Source organism: Streptomyces sp. NBC_01788 (assembly GCF_035917575.1).
GTDB lineage: Bacteria > Actinomycetota > Actinomycetes > Streptomycetales > Streptomycetaceae > Streptomyces.
On record NZ_CP109090.1, the window covers coordinates 5315306 to 5336064 of the forward strand.

Genomic DNA, 20759 nt, shown 5'->3' on the forward strand with positions numbered 1-20759 from the left:
GCTCGTCAGGGGCCCACACAAAGTCAGGCGACCTTTCGGTATGCATAGCGATCTCTGATGGCACGCGCGAAGTAACGCCCGTGACTCGGAGCCGCCATCAATTCCATGTAGATGTGCTCCGGCACGGCATCATACTGATAGACGCCGGAGGAGAACTCAATCTCAAGCAGCATTGTTGCTGCCTCGTAGCCAATAGAGGTGATATTAGATGATGCCACAGGTGATCTATTCATCACTGGCCCTCCCTGGCCATCGCTTTTACGTTTTCGATGATCTGCTTGATCACGATCGGCGGTTCCCCTTCAGCTTCGATCGAAGCCCTCGCGTACGTGTATGAATTCTTTTCGCTGTAGCCGAGGCCGGACTCAATGAGTTCATTGATCTTGGCCCCCCACTCAGGCCATTCATTACTGATTAGCTCTTCGAGTCGGTCAGCGAAAACGGCGAAGTCGCTTTCCGCGTGAGTCGGCGGCCAATCGGGCTTATTATGGTGACCGAGGTACAAGAATAGTCGGTGATTCTCGGCGCTCTCCGAAATCTCCGCACTCCGGATATCGCGCTGAGTCCTCCCCTTCTGCTCCATGCGAACGCCAACTCCGGAATCGGCATCAAATACCACAAAGCATGGAATGCCGAGCAGAGTCAGAATTGCGTGATTCAAGTAAATCGCCGTCTTGTTGCCGGCGTCCGCTACGTGAATCCCCTCGACGGCCAAAGGGCCGCCGCTGCGCGTAGCGCATCCTTCCAGTACGGCCTTATCTGTGTCGCCTTCTACGAGTACTACAGCGGATGCAAATAGAGCCTCGGCCAGACGGTGGAGAATAGCTGCACCGATCTGTTTTCTCACGCGGTCTTCCGGAACGAAGCCGGAGAGTGCTTCTATCACGTCCTCGACTCGGACATGTGCGATTGAGATGGCCCGCTCGAAGCTCCCCTTACCGACTCTACTTATGCGCCGAATCTCATGGAAATGATGAGGATCCACGAAAATCGGGTTGTGAGTGGCGTAGGCCACCTGTGCTCTCTGGTTAGGGTCTTCTGCGATTTTTCGCAAAACTTGAGAGAAGGCGCGCGCTTGAACAGGGTGCTGGTATAGCTCGGGTTCTTCGATGGCCAGGCACACAGCCTTGGAGCGAGGCCCCTCGCTACCTCTATCCGAAAGGAGCTTCAGGGCAGCGATAATCATCGCTCGCTGAAATCCATGCCCTTGACGCTCGACGCCAGTCTCAACAGGGCCGTCTACAATACTGACCTTGAATGATGCTTTAACGGGTTTGTATGGGTTGTCCACAGGAGAGACAAGGACATCTCGGCCAGCAGAGAAAACCTCCACGGCTTTGGTTAGTTCCTTGGAAATCAGCTCAAGCTGTGGGCCGAAGTTTTTTGTCGCAATCTGGGCACGCTCAAGATTCAGGCGATCGTCCAGTTCCGCTAGCTCTGTATCCGCGAGTCGCCTGTCTACGGCGCGCTCGATAATGCGGCCGAAAATTGCAGAGCGAGTGTCAGTCGACTCTTCAAGGGCGCGCAGATCTGCGCTAACCAAGATAAACTCAAAGAGGCTGGATAGTTTGCCTTTCCCAGCGAACCCGAAAAAGTTTGTAGCTTGGATCTCGGACTCTTCGAGTTGGTCGGGATGGTTTCTCTCCCAGACGATCATCGCTTCGTCTACTAGAGCTTCGCTTCCGGCAGAAGGAAGAGAAAGTTCGGGACGCTCCTCGCGAAGTGTGTTGTAAGCTTTACGCTTCGCGGTCGCACTAAGCTGGCTCCGGACCAACTCGAACGGAGGGAAGGTCAGCCCCTTGCCCGTGATCTTATCTTCGCCGTTTTGCCATGTGCGCCGAATCAGTACACTATCCACCCCTTCGGGGGCGTAGTACCCGAGTTCATTGCGGTCGTCCGGCGTAAGCGAATCGAATTCGACCTCGACGAGGATCCTGCTGCCTTTAGCGTTAACGCAGAGGTCGTCGACGCTTAGGCTCGTGCCCTTTTCGCCATTGAAAAACCAATCGAGTGCACGCAAGATCGTGGACTTGCCGACACCGTTAGGGCCGATAATTGAAGTGACGTTGTCGAAGCGCACTTCAGCTAGTTGGAGGCAGCGGAAGTTCTCAATCCGCGCCCGGATCATCCTCATGGTTCATAGTGATCCCACCCGCACTTCACAAGCAACCCGTTTCTGCACATTGGTAACAACAGTTCGCTCCTCGAACATCAGCCCTATTATTGGTGTGTGCTGCAGACGGTCGGGGGAGCGGCTTTGGGCTGGAGCTGCTTTGGCGCGAGTGATCATGGCCCCGTAAGCTTCCGGCGCGTCGGGCGGTCTGTGGACCTGCCCGGTAAAGCACGACGTTGGGGCCATGATCTTCGAGGCTCGCGCCAAAGTGGCTGCCTAAAGCCGTGGAGCCGACCGCCCCAGCCACGACGTACCCCCTCTCTGACTTCTGCGGCTGATCGCTGTAGAGCGCGGCACGGGCGCCGGCCGGGCTGGAGCGGGGCGGAGACAGGAGCGCAGGCCCGGCCGGGGGCCGGGCCGCGCGCGGTGAGCGGAGCGAGCCGTCTTGATGACGTAGAGAAAATCTGAGCCAACTCGGCTGTGCTACAGCCGGAACGACAGCTCCAGCTCGTCACCCGGAAGGCGGAATTCCTCCAGCGCGAGGGGCCTGTCAGCCTCTGTGAGGGTCACGCGGATGACGTGCAGCAGCGGGACCCCGTCTGCGAGTCGGAGGGCCTGGGCCTGGTCCGGTAGGGGCATGCGGGTGCGGACGTACTCCGTGAAGTGGAGTTCGTGGCCCAGGTCGGTAAGCGCTGCGTAGAGATCCGGGGCTGGCGGTGGGGCCTCCTCCTCGTACTTCGTGTCGATCAGTATCGAGAACGGGATGTAAGTCCGGTGGAGTTGGCGGAGACGGCCGTGGTCTGCGGTCTGCAACGCGTCGTACGTGAACATGGGCTCGCCCGGCGGGATGCGGAGTAGGTCCGCGAGGGCAAGCGGGGCGTCGGTGCGAGTGGCTACCGGTGGCTCGGCGTCGGTCCAGCGGATGCCGTCGGCCTCGATGTACCGGCCGTCAGATGCTCGGCGTACGCCCCGCGGGCGCGTGTGACTGGGCCGGCTGTGCGGAGAGCGGGCGAAGGTTCCGCGGCCCATGATGGCCTCGACGAGACCGGAAGCCCGTAGCTCACTCAAGCCCTGGCGGACCGTGGGGCGCGTCACGCCGAACTGTTTCGCCAACGCCTCCTCGGAGGGCAGGGGTTGGCCGGAGGGGAAGGTGCCGTCAAGGATGCCTTCGCGCAGGTAGTCGGCGATCTGCCGGTACTTCGGCTGCGTGTTCTTCCGCGGCATGCTGGCCCTCCGTGGCCGTTCCTTCTGCTGCTGGCCGTCCGCGTGGATGGCTTGTCCACGTTCGTGGACGTGGACGCACAGCCTCTCTCATCACAAGGCGGTTGACAACCCGTACTACGGGTGGGCAGCCTTGTCTGGGTCACCCGTAGTACGGGTGGTATAGCAACCCGAAGGATCTCCCTTCGGGTGCCCAAGCGATGAGGAGAACCGAACAGTGGCAACCCTTCCGATCGACACTGCGAAGTACACGGGGATCATCTGCGCCGTCCCCCCGGCTCCGCGGGTCGCCAACCGTGAGACCGGTCAGCTTCGCGTCGACCGCGAGACCGGCAAGACGGTGTACCAGGTCGGTCTCTGCCTGATGGCGGGGACGTCGGCCGACGTCGTGAACGTGAGCGTGGCCGGTGAGCCGGCCGGTGTGCAGCTCGGCATGCCCGTGGCCGTGCGGGACCTGGTCGCCACGCCGTGGGAGAACGACGGGCGGCACGGGATCGCGTTCCGCGCGGCGGAGATCCGGCCCCTGAGTGCTCCCACCGCCTCGGCGGGCAAGGGGGCCGGGCAGTGATGGAACTGGCCTCCGCCACTTCGGCCGGTGTGACCTGGCCGAGTTGGGTTCTGGTGGTGGCCGCCGTGCTGGTGCCGGGTCTGCTTCTGGCGGGCCCGGCCCTGCGCCGCCGCTCTCCCGGTGCCTGGTGGTTGTTATGCGCCTTCCCGGCCGTGGCCTTCCGGGTCGTGCAGACCTGGCGGCCCCTGATGGCGGGCTGCGGGCTCGCCGTGAGCCGTCGGCCGGCGTTGACCGTGGTGTCCGGGCTCGTCGGCAAGGGGGCGCCTCCGCCTCAGCCGCGGGTGCCCCGCCGGGGGCTCATACGCCCGACCCCCGGCGGCTTCGTACTGCTCGTGAGGCTGCTGCCGGGTCAAGTGCCTGAGCACTTTGTCAAAGCCGCCCCCGCCATGGTGGAGAGCTGGCAGGTGCACGCGGTGCGGGTGACCTCCTGGAAACCGGGGGTCGTACGGATCGTCGCGTCGGCGGTCGACCCACTGGCAGACCCGCAGGTGCCGAAGCAGCGAGGGCCCGGCCATCTGCTCCGGGTGACCGTGGGCGCCCTGGAGACCGGAGCCGCGTGGGTGGTCGACCTGCGGCGCGTTCCTCACTGGTTGATCGTCGGGGCCACGCGCTCGGGAAAGTCGACGCTGATCAACGCCCTCGTGGCGGGCCTCGCGCCGCAGCCCGTCGCCCTGGTCGGCATCGACTGCAAGGGCGGCATGGAACTGTCCCTCTACGAGCCCCGGCTGTCCGCCCTCGCGACGAACCGAGAGCAAGCAGTGCGGCTGCTGACCGCCCTCGTCGACCTGACCCTCGACCGGATGTCCCTCTGCCGGGCGGCCCGCGTCCGGAACATCTGGGGTCTGCCCGACAAGGAACGCCCGGTCCCCGTCGTCGTGATCGTCGACGAGATCGCGGAACTCTTCCTCGTGGCCAGCCGGAACGAGAAGGACGAAGCGCACGCGGCCGGTACGGCGCTGATTCGGCTGGCCCAACTCGGTGCAGCGCTCGGGGTGTTCCTCGTCGTGGCCGGCCAACGTGTCGGCTCCGACCTCGGGCCCGGTGTCACGGCTCTGCGGGCGCAACTGGGCGGCCGGGTGTGCCACCGCGTGGCCGACCCCGGTACTGCAGAGATGGCGCTCGGCGACCTCAATCCCGACGCGCTGAAGGCGGCCCAGGCCATCGCCCCGGAGCAGGCCGGTACCGCCGTCCTCGCTTCCGGCGACGGCTGGGAGCGCGCCCGGTCCCACCTGATCACGGAAGCGGACGCGGAAGCCGTGGCCGCAGAGTACGCGCACCTGACTCCCGTCCTGTCCGAGTTGCACGTCGAACCGTGAGAGGGGCTTGCCGTGCTGGTGTCCATGTCGGCCGTTCTGCTGCTCGGCCTGCTGATCTGGTTCCTCCTGCGCATCCGGTACCTCAGGTGGGCCGACGCGCTGCTCTGCGGAACCTTCGGCTTCCTGCTCGCCCGGACCGTGGCCGCGCCCGTGGTTCAGGCCCTCCTCGACGGAGTGAACGGCTTCCTCGGACAACTCCGCTTCTGACCACCCCACCACCGACCGACAAGGGGACTCCCTGTGTCCAACCACGTCGTCCGCTCCGGTGACCGAGCCGCCTTCCTGGCCGGTCTGCGGGAGCTGATCGGCTTCCTGACCGCCCATCCGGACGTGGTCGCACCGCGTCACGCGTCCATCGTCGTCCTGGTCGACGCCCCCGACTCCGCGGCACGCCTCGACGGCGTGAAGTCCGTCGCCGCTCCGCTCGGTGTGCCGGCGGAGGACATCGGCCGGGGCTATTTCGGCACCCGCCGCGACTTCGGCCTGATCTCGTACGGCGTCGTCGGCATTCCTCCCGAGGAGCGGCAGTGACCGCCCGTACGACGGGCTCCCGACGGGGCGCGAAGTCGCCAAACCCGACCCCGTCAGGAACCCACTCCATCCGCCACGTGAGCAGTGAAAGGAGCACTCACACTTTGTCCACCGCGCATCGTCCGCGCAAATCCCCGCCGCTCGCCTGCGACCTCAGGCAGCGTGACGCGCAGGTCCCGACCTGTGCCGGACGGGAACAGATCGTCCTCGTCGAACTCGACGGAACCGAGCAGTGGCTGTGCGCCAGGCACGCCGCCGCTGTCTGGCTCACTGACCCGACGCTGCGCTTCAGCGCCAAGACACGGCCGGAGGGCATCTCGGCCGTGATGGGGCAGGCGTTCGGCGACGGTGGCGGAGGAGGTGGTCAGCGATGACCACAGCTCTTCCGCGGAGCGTCTCGGCGCTTGTCGCCAGAGCCTCGGATCCGGACTTCGCGGCCTGGCGCCGGAACATCGTCCGCCTCGGTGGTTGCACCAACCCGATTCACCTGGTCGGCGCGGCCACCGTCTACGACACGACGACCGGTGCCGCTCTGCTCTCCTACGGATCGGATGCCTACGGCGGTCGCCTGCTCACCGCGTGCGGCAACCGACGGGCGACGGTCTGCCCGACCTGCTCGGCCCTGTACCGGGCGGACACGTACCAACTCGTCCGGGCCGGTCTCGTCGGAGGTAAAAGCGTCCGCGAGGCGGTGAGGGATCACCCACGGGTGTTCGCCACGCTCACCGCCCCCGGGTTCGGCCCGGTCCACACGCGCCGCGAGCGTGACGGGCGTGTGCGACCCTGCCGGCCTCGCCGGACAGGTGACCACTGCGCACACGGGACCCCAGCCGGATGCCGGGAGCGGCACCCGGCGGACGACCCTCGTCTCGGCGAACCTCTCTGTCCGCGCTGCTACGACTACGCGGGGGCGGTCCTCTGGCACGCGTTCGCCGGTCGGCTCTGGCACCGGTTCGGGCTGGAGCTGCGGCGGGAGGTCACCCGGCGGGTCGGCCTGTCGCGTACGGAGTTCGGAGAGGTCGCCCGGCTCTCGTACGCGAAGGTTGCCGAGTACCAGCGGCGGGGCCTGGTCCACTTCCATGCCGTGATCCGCCTCGACGGCCCGGACGGGCCCGACTCGCACCCGCCCGGCTGGGCCACGGTGCCGCTCCTCGTGGATTCCGTGCAGGCCGTGGTCGGGAAGGTACGGCTGACCGCCCCCGGCTCGGCGGTCATCGGGCCGCGGGTGCTGCGCTTCGGCACCCAGGTCGACGTACGGCCTGTCACCTCGTCCGGACGGACAGCGGGGGAGCGGCCTGCCTCCGCGGCGACCGTGGCGGGGTACATCGCCAAGTACGCCACCAAGGGTGCGGAGACTGCCGGCGCCGTGGACGGCCGGATCCACCACGCACGGCACATGGTCATGCTGCCGGTCCGCGCTCACGTGCTGCGCATGATCAGTACGTGTTGGTGGCTCGGCGACCTGCCGGAGTTCGCCCCGCTCGGGCTGCGGCGCTGGGCCCACATGCTCGGGTACGGCGGCCACTTCTCCACCAAGTCACGTCGCTACTCGACCACGCTGACCGCCCTCCGGCAGGCCCGTGCCAACCATCGCGCGGAGCAGCAGCGTGACGCCCTCGGCCTGTCGGAACACTCGACGGTCACGGTCGGCCACTGGCGTTACGCGGGGCGCGGCTACTCGCCGGAAGCGGCGCTCCTGGCGGCCTCAGTGCGGGAGGGCGGTGGTCGCCATGGCGCGTGACACCCGCGCGAGAACGGCCGAACTGCTCACCGTGCGGCAGGTGCTCGACGAACTGGGCGGCATCTCCCGGCGCACCTTCTACCGCTGGCGGGAACTGCGGATCGCCCCTGCCTGCATTCGCCTGCCGAACGGTGAGCTGCGGGTCCGACGTGACGTGCTCGACGAGTGGTTGGAGGAACGGGCGGAGGGGGCGGCATCGTGAAGTCCTACAAGGCTTCCGTGTGGAAGCTCTCGGTCAACAAGACCACCAAGAAGCCGACCTACCTGGTGCGCTGGGTGGTCGACGGTCACCCCTTCAGCGAGTCGCACAAGACCAAGGCGCTGGCCGACCGCTTCCGCGCGAAGCTCGTCCGGGCGCTCGACAAGGGCGAGCCGTTCGACACCGTGACCGGACTGCCCGACTCCCTGCGGGGTGGCAAAGCGGCGCTGTCCTTCCTCGACCTGGCGGTCAAGTACGTCGATGCCCGGTGGGCGGAGGCGTCCGCCAAGCAGCGGGACAGCATGACGGACGCCTTGGCGACAGTCGTTCCCGTCCTGGTCAAAGCGGGACGGGGGAGGCCCGCTCCGGAGGTGCTGCGGCGGGCGCTGCGCTCGTACGTCCTGCCCGTGCCGCGCAGGGAGAGGGAGAGGCCGGAGGAGATCACCTCGGCTGTGCGGTGGATCGAAAGGTCGTCGCTTCTGGTCGGAGAACTGCAAGAGATCAGCCGCGTACACGAGCTGATCGACGGATTGAGCCGGAGGCTGGACGGCAAGCCCGCGGCGACGCAGACCTACCGGCGTCGGCGAGCCGTCGTCTTCAACGCGCTGGAGTTCGCGGTGGAGCTGGAACACCTCACCTCTAACCCGCTGAGCCGCGTCCGGCGCAAACGGGGCAAGCGGGCGGTGCAGGAGGTTGACCGCCGGGTGGTGGTCAACCCCCGGCAGGCCCGGGAACTGCTGACCGCACTCACCTACGTGGGCGGCTACGAACGGGCGAGTGGCCGGCGGCTGCGGGCGTTCTTCGGGTGCCTGTACTACGCGGCCATGCGGCCGGGGGAGGCGCTGGGCCTTCGTCGCTCCGACTGCACGCTTCCGGCACAGGGCTGGGGGCGCATCGAGTTGGCGGAGACCCGCCCTACGGCAGGGAAGGCGTGGACCGACTCCGGTGAGGCGCACGACCGGCGCGGCCTGAAGCAGCGGGCCCACGGTGAGGTACGCATCGTGCCGATCCCTCCGCCGCTCGTGAGGCTGCTCCGCGAGCACCTGGACGAGTTCGGCACGGCGGACGACGGTCGGCTGTTCTCCAGCGAGCGGGGCAACGTGATCGCCGCATCGTCGTACTCCCGAGCCTGGAAGCAGGCTCGGGAACTGGCGTTCATCCCCGACCAGGTGTCCTCGGTCTTGGCCTTCCGCCCGTACGACCTCCGGCACGCGGGCGTCTCCCAGTGGCTCAACTCGGGTGTGCCCGCCCCGGAGGTCGCCGCGCGGGCCGGCCACTCCGTGGACGTGCTCCTGAAGATCTACGCCAAGTGCATCGACGGCCAGGAACAGGAGATGAACGACCGGATCATGCAAGGGCTGGGGGAGGACGACACCGAGAACTGAAGACAGCCCCACGACCGACGGGCCGGAAGCCCCGGAGAGATCTGGGGCTTCCGGCCCGTCCACGCATAGTCCACAGAGCTACGCTGAGGGTCTTCGGAACCCGCGCTGACCTGCTGCGGAGCCACTCAAGATCAACACGCTATTACAACGTGATCACTGGCAAACGGCTGCTTCCGGCGGCATCCGCCTGCACATACGCGAAGACCCCGGCCTCAGCGTTTCCGCTGGTGACGGGGTCTTTGGGCACCTCATGAAGGGTGCCCCCGGCAGGATTCGAACCTGCGCACACGGCTCCGGAGGCCGTTGCTCTATCCCCTGAGCTACGGGGGCGGGTCGGGCGCTTTGTTTGCGCGGCGACGGGTAGAACACTACCAGTTCCGGGGCGGTGGTCATGAACGTTTTCCGGTGGGGTCCTGGGGGGTGGGTCCCCCGCACGGGGCGGAAGTGGGGAAAAGCCGGACGCGGTGGCCGGTGCCGACCTACTCTCGAGTGGTGCCAGCCGCTTCGGGACGGGTGCTTGTTGTGGACGACAACAAGGTCATCCGGCAGCTGATCAGGGTCAATCTTGAGCTTGAGGGGCTCGAGGTCGTGACCGCGGCCGACGGTGTCGAGTGTCTGGATGTCGTGCATCGGGTGCAGCCCGATGTCGTCACGCTCGATGTCGTCATGCCGCGACTGGACGGGCTGGGGACCGCCGCCCGGTTGCGGGCCGATCCGCTCACCCGTGATCTTCCCCTCGCCATCGTCAGCGCCTGTTCGCAGTACGAGATCGAGGCCGGGCTCGACGTCGGCGTCGACGCCTTCCTCTCCAAGCCCTTCGAGCCGGCCGAGCTCGTGCGGCTCGTGCGGCGGTTGATCGACGGTGGGGCCCGTGGGGCCGGGGAGGCCGAGCCCGCCGGGCGTAGTAGCGGCTGATTCCCTCACGGCTATTGGTGAGTGGGGCGCGCGGAGGCGGATTCGCCGTCGTCGCGCCTCCGCTGGGTTCCGGCTGCATCCGTCCACATGGCGATACCGCGCCCAAACCAGTTCGCATACCCACCCCCCTCCTCCCCTACGCTTGGTCCCGTGACCCCCGTGGAGCTCTCCCGTACCGTGCTCAGCGCGGTCCGTCGCGCTGTCGACGTGGGGGAACTCGACGTCAGCGTGCCCGAGCGGGTCGTGGTCGCGCCGCCTCGGCCCGGCGGTTGTGGCGACTACGCCACCAACGTCGCCCTCCAGCTCGCCCGGCCCGCCGGGCGGCCAGCACCCGTCGTCGCCCAGGTGCTCCGGGGCCATCTGCTCGGCCTCGACGGCATCGGCGACGTCACCGTCACCGGGCCCGGGTTCCTCAACATCAGCCTCCGCGACGCCGACGCGGAGGCCGCCCTCGTGCGGCTGGTGGAGGACGTTCGGCGCGCCGGTGAGCGGTACGGGTACGCCCCGGCGTCGGCCGGGACCGTCGTCGAGCTGCGTTGTCCCCGCGAGGTCCGTGCCCTCGTCGTCGCGGATGTCGTGCAGCGGCTTCTCCAGTCCCAGGGGAGCGAGGCACGGGTCGTCCTCGTCGACCCCATCCCCGCCCGCTGGGAGCAGATCCTCGGCGTCCATGTCGAACCCGTCGGCGACGACACCGTTCCTGCCGTCCACGTCAGGCCCGTTCCCGCCCCCGCCGACCCCCTTCCCCTCGGCCGTGACGCCGCCCGCTGGGCCCTTCTTCATCCCGCCGGCCACGACCGGCCCCGTGTCGGCGACGAGCATCTCGTCCAGCGTGAGAGCAACCCGCTCTTCCGCGTCCGGTACGCGCATGCCCGCGTCCGGGCCCTCGGCCGGAACGCCTGCGACCTGGGCTTCGGTGCTCAGGCCGGCCCCCTCGACGTGGTTCCGTCCGAGCTGGTCGCGCTGCTCGCCGACCATCCCCGCGTGCTCGCCCGCGCCGCGGACCACCACGCTCCCGACGTTCTCGCCCGGCACCTCGTCAGCGTTGCCGATGCCGTGCTGCCGTTCCTCGCGACCGTGCTGCCGCGGGGGGACGAGAAACCCTCGGCCGCCCACCGCGCCCGGCTCGCCCTTGCCGAAGCCGTCGGGACGGTGCTGGCCGGTGGCCTGTCCCTGCTCGGCATCGACGCACCCGAACACCTCTGAGAGAGCCCACAGAGAGCCGCACTGACATGAGCCGTTCCGCACACCCCGCCGGGCCCCGTTACGCCGATGTCCTGCCCGAGGGGCACTACTCCGCCCCGCCCGCCGACCTCAACGCCCTCGACCCCAAGGTCTGGGCACAGACCGTCGGCCGGCGCGAGGACGGTGTCGTGACCGTCGGCGGCCTCGCCGTCACCGACCTCGCCGAACGCTTCGGCACCCCCGCCTACGTCCTCGACGAGACCGACTTCCGGGCCCGGGCGCGGGCCTGGCGCAACGCCTTCGGGCACGACGCCGACGTCTTCTACGCCGGGAAGGCGTTCCTGTCCCGGGCCGTCGTGAAGTGGCTCGACGAGGAGGGCCTCAACCTCGACGTCTGCTCCGGCACCGAACTCGCCACCGCGCTCTCGGCCGGCATGCCCGCCGAGCGGATCGCCTTCCACGGCAACAACAAGTCGCCGTACGAGATCGAGCGGGCCGTCGAGGCCGGGGTCGGGCGGATCGTGCTCGACTCCTTCCAGGAGATCGTGCGCGTCGCCCACATCGCGCAGTCGCTCGAGAAGCGGCAGCGGGTGCAGATCCGGATCACGGTCGGCGTCGAGGCGCACACGCACGAGTTCATCGCCACCGCGCACGAGGACCAGAAGTTCGGCATCCCGCTGGCCGGGGGACAGGCCGCCGAGGCCGTACGGCGGGCCCTCCAGCTCGACGGGATCGAACTCGTCGGGATCCACTCCCACATCGGGTCGCAGATCTTCGACATGTCCGGGTTCGAGGTGGCCGCCCACCGCGTGGTGCGGCTGCTCAGGGACATCCGGGACGAGCACGGGATCGAGCTGCCGGAGATCGACCTCGGTGGCGGGCTCGGGATCGCGTACACCAGCAACGACGACCCGCGCGAGCCGCACGAGATCGCCAAGGCGCTGACCGAGATCGTCACCCGTGAGTGTGAGGCCGCCCGGCTCCGTACGCCCCGCATCTCGGTCGAGCCGGGGCGCGCCATCGTCGGGCCGACCGCCTTCACGCTCTACGAGGTCGGCACCATCAAGCCGCTGGAGGGGCTGCGGACGTACGTGTCCGTCGACGGGGGCATGTCGGACAACATCCGCACCGCGCTCTACGACGCCGAGTACAGCGTCGCGCTCGTGTCCCGTGTCTCCGAGGCCGAGCCGATGCTCGTACGGGTCGTGGGCAAGCACTGCGAGAGCGGGGACATCGTGGTCAAGGACGCCTTCCTGCCCGCCGACCTGGCACCCGGTGACCTCATCGCCGTGCCGGCCACGGGCGCGTACTGCCGGTCGATGGCCAGCAACTACAACCACGCGCTGCGTCCGCCGGTGGTCGCCGTCGCGGGCGGGGACGCCCGGGTGATCGTCCGCCGGGAGACGGAGGAGGACCTCCTGCGGCTCGACGTCGGATGACGCCCGGCGGCACCCGACAGCACCGAGGACGATGACGGTGACAGGGGGCGCGCGGGGCGGCCGGAAGATCTCCCGTCTTCCGGGCCGACGAAAATGAAATAAACGTCTCAGGATCCGGACAAATAGCAGAAACTGCGTTCCGGTGAAGGAGACTGGTCCAACCGTAGACGGTATGAGGAAACGAGGTCGGATGATGCGTACGCGTCCGCTGAAGGTGGCGCTGCTGGGCTGTGGGGTTGTCGGCTCAGAGGTGGCGCGCATCATGACGACGCACGCCGACGACCTCACGGCCAGGATCGGGGCCCCGGTGGAGCTCGCCGGGGTCGCCGTGCGCCGCCCCGGCAAGGTGCGCGAGGGCATCCCCGCCGAGCTCGTCACCACCGACGCGACCGCGCTCGTCAAACGCGGCGACATCGACGTCGTGGTCGAGGTCATCGGGGGGATCGAGCCCGCCCGGACGCTCATCACCACCGCCTTCGAGCACGGCGCCTCCGTCGTCTCCGCGAACAAGGCCCTGCTCGCCCAGGACGGGGCCGCCCTGCACGCCGCCGCGGAGTCGAACGACAGGGACCTCTACTACGAGGCAGCCGTCGCCGGTGCCATCCCGCTGATCCGGCCGCTGCGCGAGTCCCTCGCCGGGGACAAGGTCAACCGGGTGCTCGGCATCGTCAACGGCACCACCAACTTCATCCTCGACAAGATGGACTCCTCGGGCGCCGGCTACCAGGAGGCCCTCGACGAGGCCACCGCGCTCGGGTACGCGGAAGCCGACCCGACCGCGGACGTCGAGGGGTTCGACGCCGCCGCCAAGGCCGCCATCCTCGCCGGGATCGCCTTCCACTCGCGCGTACGGCTCGACGACGTCCACCGCGAGGGCATGACCGAGGTCACCGCCGCGGACTTCGTCTCCGCCAAGGAGATGGGCTGCACCATCAAGCTGCTCGCCATCTGCGAACGGGCCGAGGACGGCGGGTCCGTCACCGCGCGCGTGCACCCCGCGATGATTCCGCTCACCCACCCGCTGGCCTCCGTGCGCGGCGCCTACAACGCCGTGTTCGTCGAGTCCGACGCGGCCGGGCAGCTGATGTTCTACGGCCCCGGCGCCGGCGGCTCGCCCACCGCCTCCGCCGTGCTCGGCGACCTCGTCGCCGTCTGCCGCAACCGGCTCAACGGGGCCACCGGGCCCGGCGATTCGGCGTACGCGGCGCTGCCCGTGTCGCCCATGGGCGACGTCGTCACGCGCTACCACATCAGCCTGGACGTCGCCGACAAACCGGGTGTGCTCGCCCAGGTCGCCACCGTGTTCGCCGAGCACGGGGTGTCCATCGACACTGTTCGCCAGCAGGGCAAGGACGGTGAGGCCTCCCTCGTCGTCGTCACCCACCGCGCTTCCGACGCCGCCCTCGGCGGGACCGTGGAGGCGCTGCGCAAGCTCGACACCGTGCGGGGTGTCGCCAGCATCATGCGGGTTGAAGGAGAGTAACCAGCAATGACCCACCAGTGGCGCGGAATCATCGAGGAGTACCGGGACAGGCTGCCGGTGTCCGACAGCACGCCGGTCGTGACGCTCCGCGAGGGCGGTACGCCCCTCGTGCCCGCGCAGGTGCTCTCCGAGCGCACCGGCTGCGAGGTCCACCTCAAGGTCGAGGGCGCGAACCCGACCGGGTCCTTCAAGGACCGCGGCATGACGATGGCGATCAGCAAGGCCAAGGAGGAGGGCGCGAAGGCCGTCATCTGCGCCTCCACCGGCAACACGTCCGCCTCCGCGGCCGCCTACGCCGTACGGGCCGGGATGGTCTCCGCGGTGCTGGTGCCGCAGGGCAAGATCGCGCTCGGCAAGATGGGCCAGGCGCTCGTGCACGGCGCGAAGATCCTCCAGGTCGACGGCAACTTCGACGACTGCCTCACGCTCGCCCGCGCGCTCAGCGACAACTACCCCGTGGCGCTGGTCAATTCGGTCAACCCGGTGCGTATCGAGGGCCAGAAGACGGCCGCCTTCGAGATCGTCGACATGCTCGGCGACGCGCCCGACATCCACGTCCTGCCGGTCGGCAACGCGGGCAACATCACCGCCTACTGGAAGGGCTACCGTGAGTACGCCGCGGACGGCGTCGCCACGAAGACACCCCGCATGTGGGGCTTCCAGGCCTCCGGCAGCGCCCCGATCGTGCGCGGCGAGGTCGTCAAGGACCCGTCGACCATCGCCACCGCGATCCGTATCGGCAACCCCGCCTCCTGGTCGTACGCGCTGGCCGCGCGCGACGAGTCCGGCGGTGCCATCGACGAGGTGACGGACCGTGAAATCCTGCGCGCCTACCGGCTGTTGGCCGCGCAGGAGGGCGTCTTCGTCGAGCCGGCGTCCGCCGCGTCCGTGGCCGGCCTCCTGAAGGCCGCCGAGCAGGGCAAGGTCGACCCCGGCCAGCGCATCGTGTGCACGGTCACCGGCAACGGCCTCAAGGACCCCGACTGGGCCGTCGCCGGCGCCCCCCAGCCGGTCACGGTCCCGGTCGACGCGGCCACGGCGGCCGAACGCCTGGGCCTGGGCTGACGGCAGCGTCGGCTGACGGCACCTCCCGTACCGTCGACGGGATCGCGCCGACGGCCGACGACGACCGGCGGCGTCCGGCTCCGCGAGGGCCGGCGCCGGCCGGTCCGGCGGCGGTCGGCCGTCGCCGGTTCAGCCGTCCGCCGCCCGTACGTCGTCGCCTGCCCGGCCGCGGTGGCCGCCGGGCGCCTGACACGTATGGCACCGAGTGCCCGAGTGCGGCCCGCCGGCGGCACCCGCCCGGCGACGCGCCCGCCGGCGGCAACCCGCCATCGACGCCCCGCCCGCCCCGTTTCGCCCGGTCGGCGCAACGCGCGCGCACCGCGCAAGGTACGCAACCGTGTGGCGTGCGGAGGCGTCTCCCAAAGGGGACTTCGGCGGAGGGTGGCACAGGGGGCTTGCGACACGCATCGTGCGCCTCCCGTGCGCCCTATGTCGCCACTGAACTTTCCTTCGATAGGCTGTAGGGAACCCGACCGCCGCACACGCCCACGCAGGTGGCGGCGCCGCGCCGTCCGTGCGGCCCGAGGGTCTTCCCCGTTCCTGTCGAGTGTCATTCGACCATCACGCAGCTCAAGGAGAGTCAACGAGCGATGGCCGGTCCCGCGTTCCGCGCCGCCGCCGTCCGGGTGCGCGTCCCCGCCACCAGCGCCAACCTCGGTCCGGGCTTCGACGCCCTCGGCCTGTCGCTGGGGCTCTACGACGACGTCGTGGTCCGGGTGGCCGACTCCGGGCTGCACATCGACATCGCCGGCGAGGGCAGCGAGACGCTGCCGCGGGACGAGAAGCACCTGCTCGTCCGCTCGCTGCGTACCGCCTTCGACGTACTCGGCGGACAGCCGCGCGGCCTGGAGATCGTCTGCGCCAACCGCATTCCGCACGGCCGCGGCCTCGGCTCCTCCTCCGCCGCCATCTGCGCCGGAATAGTCGCGGCCCGCGCCGTGACCATAGGCGCCGAGGCCAGGCTCGACGACACGGCGCTGCTCGAACTGGCCACCGAGATAGAGGGCCACCCGGACAACGTGGCGGCCTGTCTGATGGGCGGGTTCACCCTGTCCTGGATGGAGGCCGGAGCCGCCAGGGCCATCAGGATGGAGCCCTCCGATTCCATCGTTCCGGTGGTTTTCGTGCCGGGAAAGCCGGTGCTCACCGAAACCGCGCGCGGCCTGCTCCCGCGCACCGTTCCGCACGTGGACGCCGCCGTCAACGCGGGCCGCGCCGCCCTGCTCGTCGAGGCCCTCACCCGGCGCCCCGAACTGCTGCTGCCGGCCACCGAGGACCGTCTCCACCAGGAGTACCGCGCCCCTGCCATGCCGGAGAGCGCGGCACTGGTGGAACGTCTGCGGGCGGACGGCATCCCCGCGGTCATCTCCGGCGCAGGACCCACCGTCATGGCACTCGCCGACGCGGACACCGCGGACAAGGTGGAGCAACTGGCGGGCGCCGACTGGGCCGCCAACAGGCTGAGTCTCGACCTGCAAGGAGCCTGCGTGCTGCCGCTGTCGGCAGGCGCGGAGATCTGAAATCCGGCGGTTGCCGGATTTCGAGAGGGGGAATGTTTGTTGGATCCGGTAGTGTTAACCTCAAGTCTGCACCCGACCCCACCATGGCGAGGTGCCTCGTGTCCCCGTCCGGGACAGACATTCCTCCGGGAGCCCCCCCAAGCCGCACTGTGTGGTGTACGTCGTACCTGGGCAGTACCTCGTATGCGCACACTGAGCGGTCCGCCGGGCACGCTCCGGAATCGGTGCGACCACGCCACGTGACTCAGTGACACTCGGTGCCGCTGATGGCCGAGGAAGCGCCAATCACCAGAAATCTCTTCCGCCGTTTTGGGCGGACCACCGCCCCGGCACGGTTCACCAGCAAGGACCGAAGCCGGACAGCACAACCGGTCGCCGAGCCAGACAGGCCGACGTCCGCTCCAGGGAAGGACCCTTCGTGAGCGACACCACCGATCTGATGGGCGCACGTGTCGAGGAGACCGCTGCCGCGCCCGCCACGGACGCCTCCGCGCCTGCCGGCGGTGCCGGCTCCCGGCGGCGCCGCGGTACCGGCCTCGAGGGCATGGTGCTGGCCGAGCTGCAGCAGGTCGCATCCGGCCTCGGCATCAGGGGCACCGCGCGCATGCGCAAGAGCCAGCTGATCGAGGTCATCAAGGAGGCGCAGGCGGGCGGGGGAGCCCCCGCCGCGAAGGCCGCGCCTGCCGCGGGGGACGCCGCAGAGACGAAGCCGAAGCGCCGCAGCACCTCACGGACCCGTACGGCCGACGAGGCCGCGCCCGCGAAGAAGACGGCCGAGGCCCCCGCCGCCAAGCTCTCGAACGACGCGGAGCAGTCGGGCGCGCCCGCCAAGGCCGTGGCGCAGAAGCAGATCGAGATCCCCGGCCAGCCCGCTGGGGGTGCCTCCCGCCCGAGTGAAGCCGAGCGTGGGGGAGAGGACGCTCCGTCCGAGCGCCGCCGGCGCCGGGCCACCGCCGAGGCGGGCGCCCCGGCGGGCGGTGCCGAGACCGTCGCCGCCGAGGCGAAGAGCGAGCCGAAGGCCGAGAACCAGGGCCAGCAGCAGTCGCAGGGCGACGCCGCTGACGGCGGCGAGGGCCGCCGCCGCGACCGCCGTGAGCGCGGCCGGGACCGCGACCGCCGCGGCAAGGGCGACGACCAGCAGGGCCAGGGCGGCCAGCAGCAGCGCCAGCAGGGCCAGCAGCAGAGCGGCGGCCGTCAGGACCGCCAGCAGCGGCCCGACGAGGACGGGGACGACTTCGACGGCCGCCGGGGCCGGCGCGGCCGCTACCGCGACCGCCGTGGCCGCCGTGGCCGCGACGACGTGTCCGAGCCGCAGATCACCGACGACGATGTCCTGATCCCGGTCGCGGGCATCCTCGACATCCTCGACAACTACGCCTTCATCCGGACGTCGGGCTACCTGCCGGGTCCCAACGACGTGTACGTCTCCCTCGCCCAGGTCCGCAAGAACGGCCTGCGCAAGGGCGACCACGTCACCGGCGCGGTCCGCCAGCCGAAGGACGGTGAGCGCCGCGAGAAGTTCAACGCGCTGGTGCGGCTGGACTCCGTCAACGGCATGGCGCCCGAACACGGCCGTGGGCGGCCCGAGTTCAACAAGCTGACGCCGCTGTACCCGCAGGACCGGCTCCGTCTGGAGACCGACCCCGGCGTCCTGACGACCCGCATCATCGACATGGTCTCGCCCATCGGCAAGGGCCAGCGCGGTCTGATCGTGGCCCCGCCGAAGACCGGCAAGACCATGATCATGCAGGCGGTCGCCAACGCGATCACGCACAACAACCCCGAGTGCCACCTGATGGTCGTCCTCGTCGACGAGCGTCCGGAAGAGGTCACCGACATGCAGCGGTCGGTGAAGGGCGAGGTCATCTCCTCGACCTTCGACCGTCCGGCCGAGGACCACACCACGGTCGCCGAGCTCGCCATCGAGCGCGCCAAGCGTCTGGTGGAGCTGGGTCACGACGTGGTCGTGCTGCTGGACTCCATCACCCGTCTGGGTCGTGCGTACAACCTGGCGGCCCCGGCCTCCGGCCGCATCCTGTCCGGTGGTGTCGACTCGACCGCCCTGTACCCGCCGAAGCGGTTCTTCGGTGCGGCCCGCAACATCGAGGACGGCGGTTCGCTGACCATCCTCGCCACCGCCCTGGTGGACACCGGGTCCCGCATGGACGAGGTGATCTTCGAGGAGTTCAAGGGCACCGGCAACATGGAGCTCAAGCTCGACCGGAAGCTCGCCGACAAGCGCATCTTCCCGGCGGTGGACGTGGACGCGTCCGGTACCCGTAAGGAAGAGATCCTGCTCGGCAACGAGGAGCTGGCCGTCGTCTGGAAGCTGCGCCGGGTGCTGCACGCGCTCGACCAGCAGCAGGCGATCGAGCTGCTCCTCGACAAGATGAAGCAGACCAAGTCGAACATCGAGTTCCTGATGCAGATCCAGAAGACCACGCCGACTCCCGGCAACGGCGACTGATTGTTCGGCCGCCGAGCAAGCCGGTAAGCCGGTAAGCCGCTGAGCCCGGCAAGACGCAAGAAGCGAAGAAGAAGGCCGCTCCCTGTTCCAGGGGGCGGCCTTCCGCTGTCTGCGGGCCGTACGAGCGCTGCGGGCCGTACGAGACCTTCACCACAGGCGCCGCGTTCCGCGCCGGCTCTCCACGGCGCCGTCCGGCCCGGCGTCACCACAGGTGAGCGGGGTTACCAAGGGGTACACAGCTATGCAAGGTGCCTATGTCCGCATGTGGCGGACCCGGAGTGTTGTGCAACCCTTTCCCGAATTCCCCCGTCTGACCGGACGAGCGACGATAGTGCGGTACGGGTCTCATGACCGAGAACAGACCGGAGCCCGACCCTGACCGCAGGGGGTAACCGACCGCAGACACGAGAGCCGAGGAGCGCATGCCTGCCGACAGCACGCGAGGACCGGGCATACCAGGGGAGCCCGGCGACACCGGGCCACGCCGCCGAGGCAAGGGCCGCCGTCGCAAGCCCCCCACCGGGCGGCGCAGGGCCCTGACGGCCCTGGCCCTGACCGCCGCGGGCATCGTCGTGCTCGGCGGCGCGGGGGCCGGCTTCCTCTACTTCAAGCTCAACGGCAATCTCAGGACGATCGACATCAACCAGGCCCTCGGCGGCGACCGGCCCACCAAGGCCGACAACGGCTCCGAGAACATCCTGGTCCTCGGCTCCGACTCCCGTGCCGGCGGCAACAGGAAACTCGGCGGCGGCACCGACGACGGCAGCGCCCGCTCCGACACGGCGATGATCGTGCACGTGTACGAGGGCCACAAGAAGGCCGGCGTGGTCTCCATACCGCGCGACACCCTGGTCGACCGCCCCGAGTGCACCGACGCCAAGGGCGGCACGCACCCTGCGGCACACAACGCGATGTTCAACGAGTCGTACTCCGCCGGTGGCGCCGCCTGCGCGGTGAAGACCGTCGAGTCGATGACGGGCCTGCGGATGGACCACTACCTGGAGGTCGACTTCAGCGGCTTCCAAAAGCTCATCGACGAACTCGGCGGGGTCCAGGTCACCACGACGAGGAACATCGACGACCCGAACAGCCACCTCGACCTCAAGGCCGGCACCCACACCCTCGACGGACAGCAGGCCCTCGGCCTGGTCCGCACCCGGCACGGCGTCGGCGACGGGTCCGACCTCGGCCGCATCCAGCTCCAGCAGGCCTTCGTCAGGGCCCTGGCCGACCAGGTCAAGCACATCGGCGTGCTCAGCAATCCCAAGAAGCTCTACGACCTCGCCGACACCGCGACCAAGACCGTCACCGCCGACTCCGACCTCGGCTCGGTCAACTCCCTGATCGCCTTCGCCGACGGCCTGAAGGGCATCAGCTCCTCGCACATGAACATGGTCACGATGCCGGTCCAGTACGACCCGGCCAACCCCAACCGCGTCCTCGTCGACAAGGCCAAGGCCCAGCAGATCTGGACCGCCCTGAGGAACGACCGCCCCATCCCCAAGTCGGCCACCAAGGGCACGGCCACCGGCAAGGCAGGCGGAGTGGTGAGCGCCCCCTAGAGGCACAGGGACCCGCGGGGAATACCCGACCCCACCCCCCGGTTTGGGTGAA

General features: G+C 69.0%; 19 protein-coding genes and 1 tRNA gene. 16 read left to right on the top strand and 4 right to left on the bottom strand.

Annotated features, from left to right (window positions below):
• Window positions 1-23 precede the first annotated feature (23 nt).
• From OIE49_RS24205 to OIE49_RS24215, 3 genes are all read right to left on the bottom strand, one after another.
• The gene (locus OIE49_RS24205) at window positions 24-233 is read right to left on the bottom strand and encodes a KTSC domain-containing protein (protein ID WP_028959494.1); all 210 of its coding nucleotides are present in this window, start codon (window positions 231-233) and stop codon (window positions 24-26) included.
• Entirely contained in the window at window positions 233-2134 is a 1902-nt protein-coding gene (locus tag OIE49_RS24210) for an ATP-dependent nuclease (protein WP_326804118.1), read from the bottom strand. Before OIE49_RS24210 ends, OIE49_RS24205 begins: the two co-directional genes overlap by 1 nt.
• A 462-nt stretch (window positions 2135-2596) precedes the next feature.
• On the bottom strand, window positions 2597-3337 hold the full coding sequence (locus tag OIE49_RS24215; RefSeq protein ID WP_326804119.1) for a GntR family transcriptional regulator: 741 nt from the start codon (window positions 3335-3337) through the stop codon (window positions 2597-2599).
• 214 nt (window positions 3338-3551) lie between these two features.
• On the opposite strand from OIE49_RS24215, the gene OIE49_RS24220 reads away from it, so the two are divergent.
• The 8 genes from OIE49_RS24220 to OIE49_RS24255 all read left to right on the top strand — a co-directional run bounded on the left by OIE49_RS24220 (window position 3552) and on the right by OIE49_RS24255 (window position 9074).
• Entirely contained in the window at window positions 3552-3902 is a 351-nt protein-coding gene (locus tag OIE49_RS24220) for an SCO3933 family regulatory protein (RefSeq protein WP_326804120.1), read from the top strand.
• Complete coding sequence (locus OIE49_RS24225) at window positions 3902-5218, top strand: FtsK/SpoIIIE domain-containing protein (RefSeq protein WP_326804121.1); 1317 nt, start codon at window positions 3902-3904, stop codon at window positions 5216-5218. Before OIE49_RS24220 ends, OIE49_RS24225 begins: the two co-directional genes overlap by 1 nt.
• Window positions 5219-5230: 12 nt before the next feature.
• On the top strand, window positions 5231-5425 hold the full coding sequence (locus OIE49_RS24230) for a hypothetical protein (protein WP_004983392.1): 195 nt from the start codon (window positions 5231-5233) through the stop codon (window positions 5423-5425).
• 33 nt (window positions 5426-5458) lie between these two features.
• The gene (locus OIE49_RS24235) at window positions 5459-5749 is read left to right on the top strand and encodes a hypothetical protein (protein ID WP_326804122.1); all 291 of its coding nucleotides are present in this window, start codon (window positions 5459-5461) and stop codon (window positions 5747-5749) included.
• Between the two features lie 104 nt (window positions 5750-5853).
• The gene (locus OIE49_RS24240; protein ID WP_326804123.1) at window positions 5854-6123 is read left to right on the top strand and encodes a hypothetical protein; all 270 of its coding nucleotides are present in this window, start codon (window positions 5854-5856) and stop codon (window positions 6121-6123) included.
• The gene (locus OIE49_RS24245; protein ID WP_326804124.1) at window positions 6120-7490 is read left to right on the top strand and encodes a replication initiator; all 1371 of its coding nucleotides are present in this window, start codon (window positions 6120-6122) and stop codon (window positions 7488-7490) included. The genes OIE49_RS24240 and OIE49_RS24245 overlap by 4 nt, the downstream gene beginning before the upstream one ends.
• Window positions 7480-7692 (top strand): helix-turn-helix transcriptional regulator, encoded by a 213-nt coding sequence (locus tag OIE49_RS24250; protein WP_326804125.1) that lies wholly within the window; start codon window positions 7480-7482, stop codon window positions 7690-7692. The genes OIE49_RS24245 and OIE49_RS24250 overlap by 11 nt, the downstream gene beginning before the upstream one ends.
• Window positions 7689-9074: a tyrosine-type recombinase/integrase gene (locus tag OIE49_RS24255; protein WP_326804126.1), complete on the top strand. Its 1386-nt coding sequence runs from the start codon at window positions 7689-7691 to the stop codon at window positions 9072-9074. Before OIE49_RS24250 ends, OIE49_RS24255 begins: the two co-directional genes overlap by 4 nt.
• A 258-nt stretch (window positions 9075-9332) precedes the next feature.
• Here the strand turns inward: OIE49_RS24255 and OIE49_RS24260 are convergent.
• Window positions 9333-9404 (bottom strand) — tRNA-Arg (locus tag OIE49_RS24260).
• A 114-nt stretch (window positions 9405-9518) separates the two neighbouring features.
• Between OIE49_RS24260 and OIE49_RS24265 the strand changes: the two genes are divergently transcribed.
• The 8 genes from OIE49_RS24265 (at window position 9519) to OIE49_RS24300 (ending at window position 20707) form a co-directional block, all read left to right on the top strand.
• Complete coding sequence (locus tag OIE49_RS24265) at window positions 9519-9989, top strand: response regulator (protein ID WP_326804127.1); 471 nt, start codon at window positions 9519-9521, stop codon at window positions 9987-9989.
• 150 nt (window positions 9990-10139) lie between these two features.
• Window positions 10140-11192, top strand: a complete 1053-nt coding sequence (gene nrtL / locus OIE49_RS24270; RefSeq protein WP_326804128.1) for an ArgS-related anticodon-binding protein NrtL — start codon at window positions 10140-10142, stop codon at window positions 11190-11192.
• Between the two features lie 26 nt (window positions 11193-11218).
• Window positions 11219-12610: a diaminopimelate decarboxylase gene (lysA, locus tag OIE49_RS24275; protein ID WP_326804129.1), complete on the top strand. Its 1392-nt coding sequence runs from the start codon at window positions 11219-11221 to the stop codon at window positions 12608-12610.
• A 190-nt stretch (window positions 12611-12800) separates the two neighbouring features.
• The gene (locus OIE49_RS24280) at window positions 12801-14093 is read left to right on the top strand and encodes a homoserine dehydrogenase (protein WP_100568056.1); all 1293 of its coding nucleotides are present in this window, start codon (window positions 12801-12803) and stop codon (window positions 14091-14093) included.
• Between the two features lie 6 nt (window positions 14094-14099).
• On the top strand, window positions 14100-15158 hold the full coding sequence (gene thrC, locus OIE49_RS24285; RefSeq protein ID WP_100568055.1) for a threonine synthase: 1059 nt from the start codon (window positions 14100-14102) through the stop codon (window positions 15156-15158).
• Window positions 15159-15748: 590 nt separating this feature from the next.
• Complete coding sequence (thrB, locus tag OIE49_RS24290) at window positions 15749-16678, top strand: homoserine kinase (RefSeq protein ID WP_326804130.1); 930 nt, start codon at window positions 15749-15751, stop codon at window positions 16676-16678.
• A gap of 418 nt (window positions 16679-17096) precedes the next feature.
• Window positions 17097-19145, top strand: coding sequence for a transcription termination factor Rho (gene rho, locus OIE49_RS24295; RefSeq protein WP_326804131.1), 2049 nt, complete (start codon window positions 17097-17099; stop codon window positions 19143-19145).
• 422 nt (window positions 19146-19567) lie between these two features.
• Window positions 19568-20707 (top strand): LCP family protein, encoded by a 1140-nt coding sequence (locus OIE49_RS24300; RefSeq protein WP_326804132.1) that lies wholly within the window; start codon window positions 19568-19570, stop codon window positions 20705-20707.
• Window positions 20708-20759: the final 52 nt, after the last annotated feature.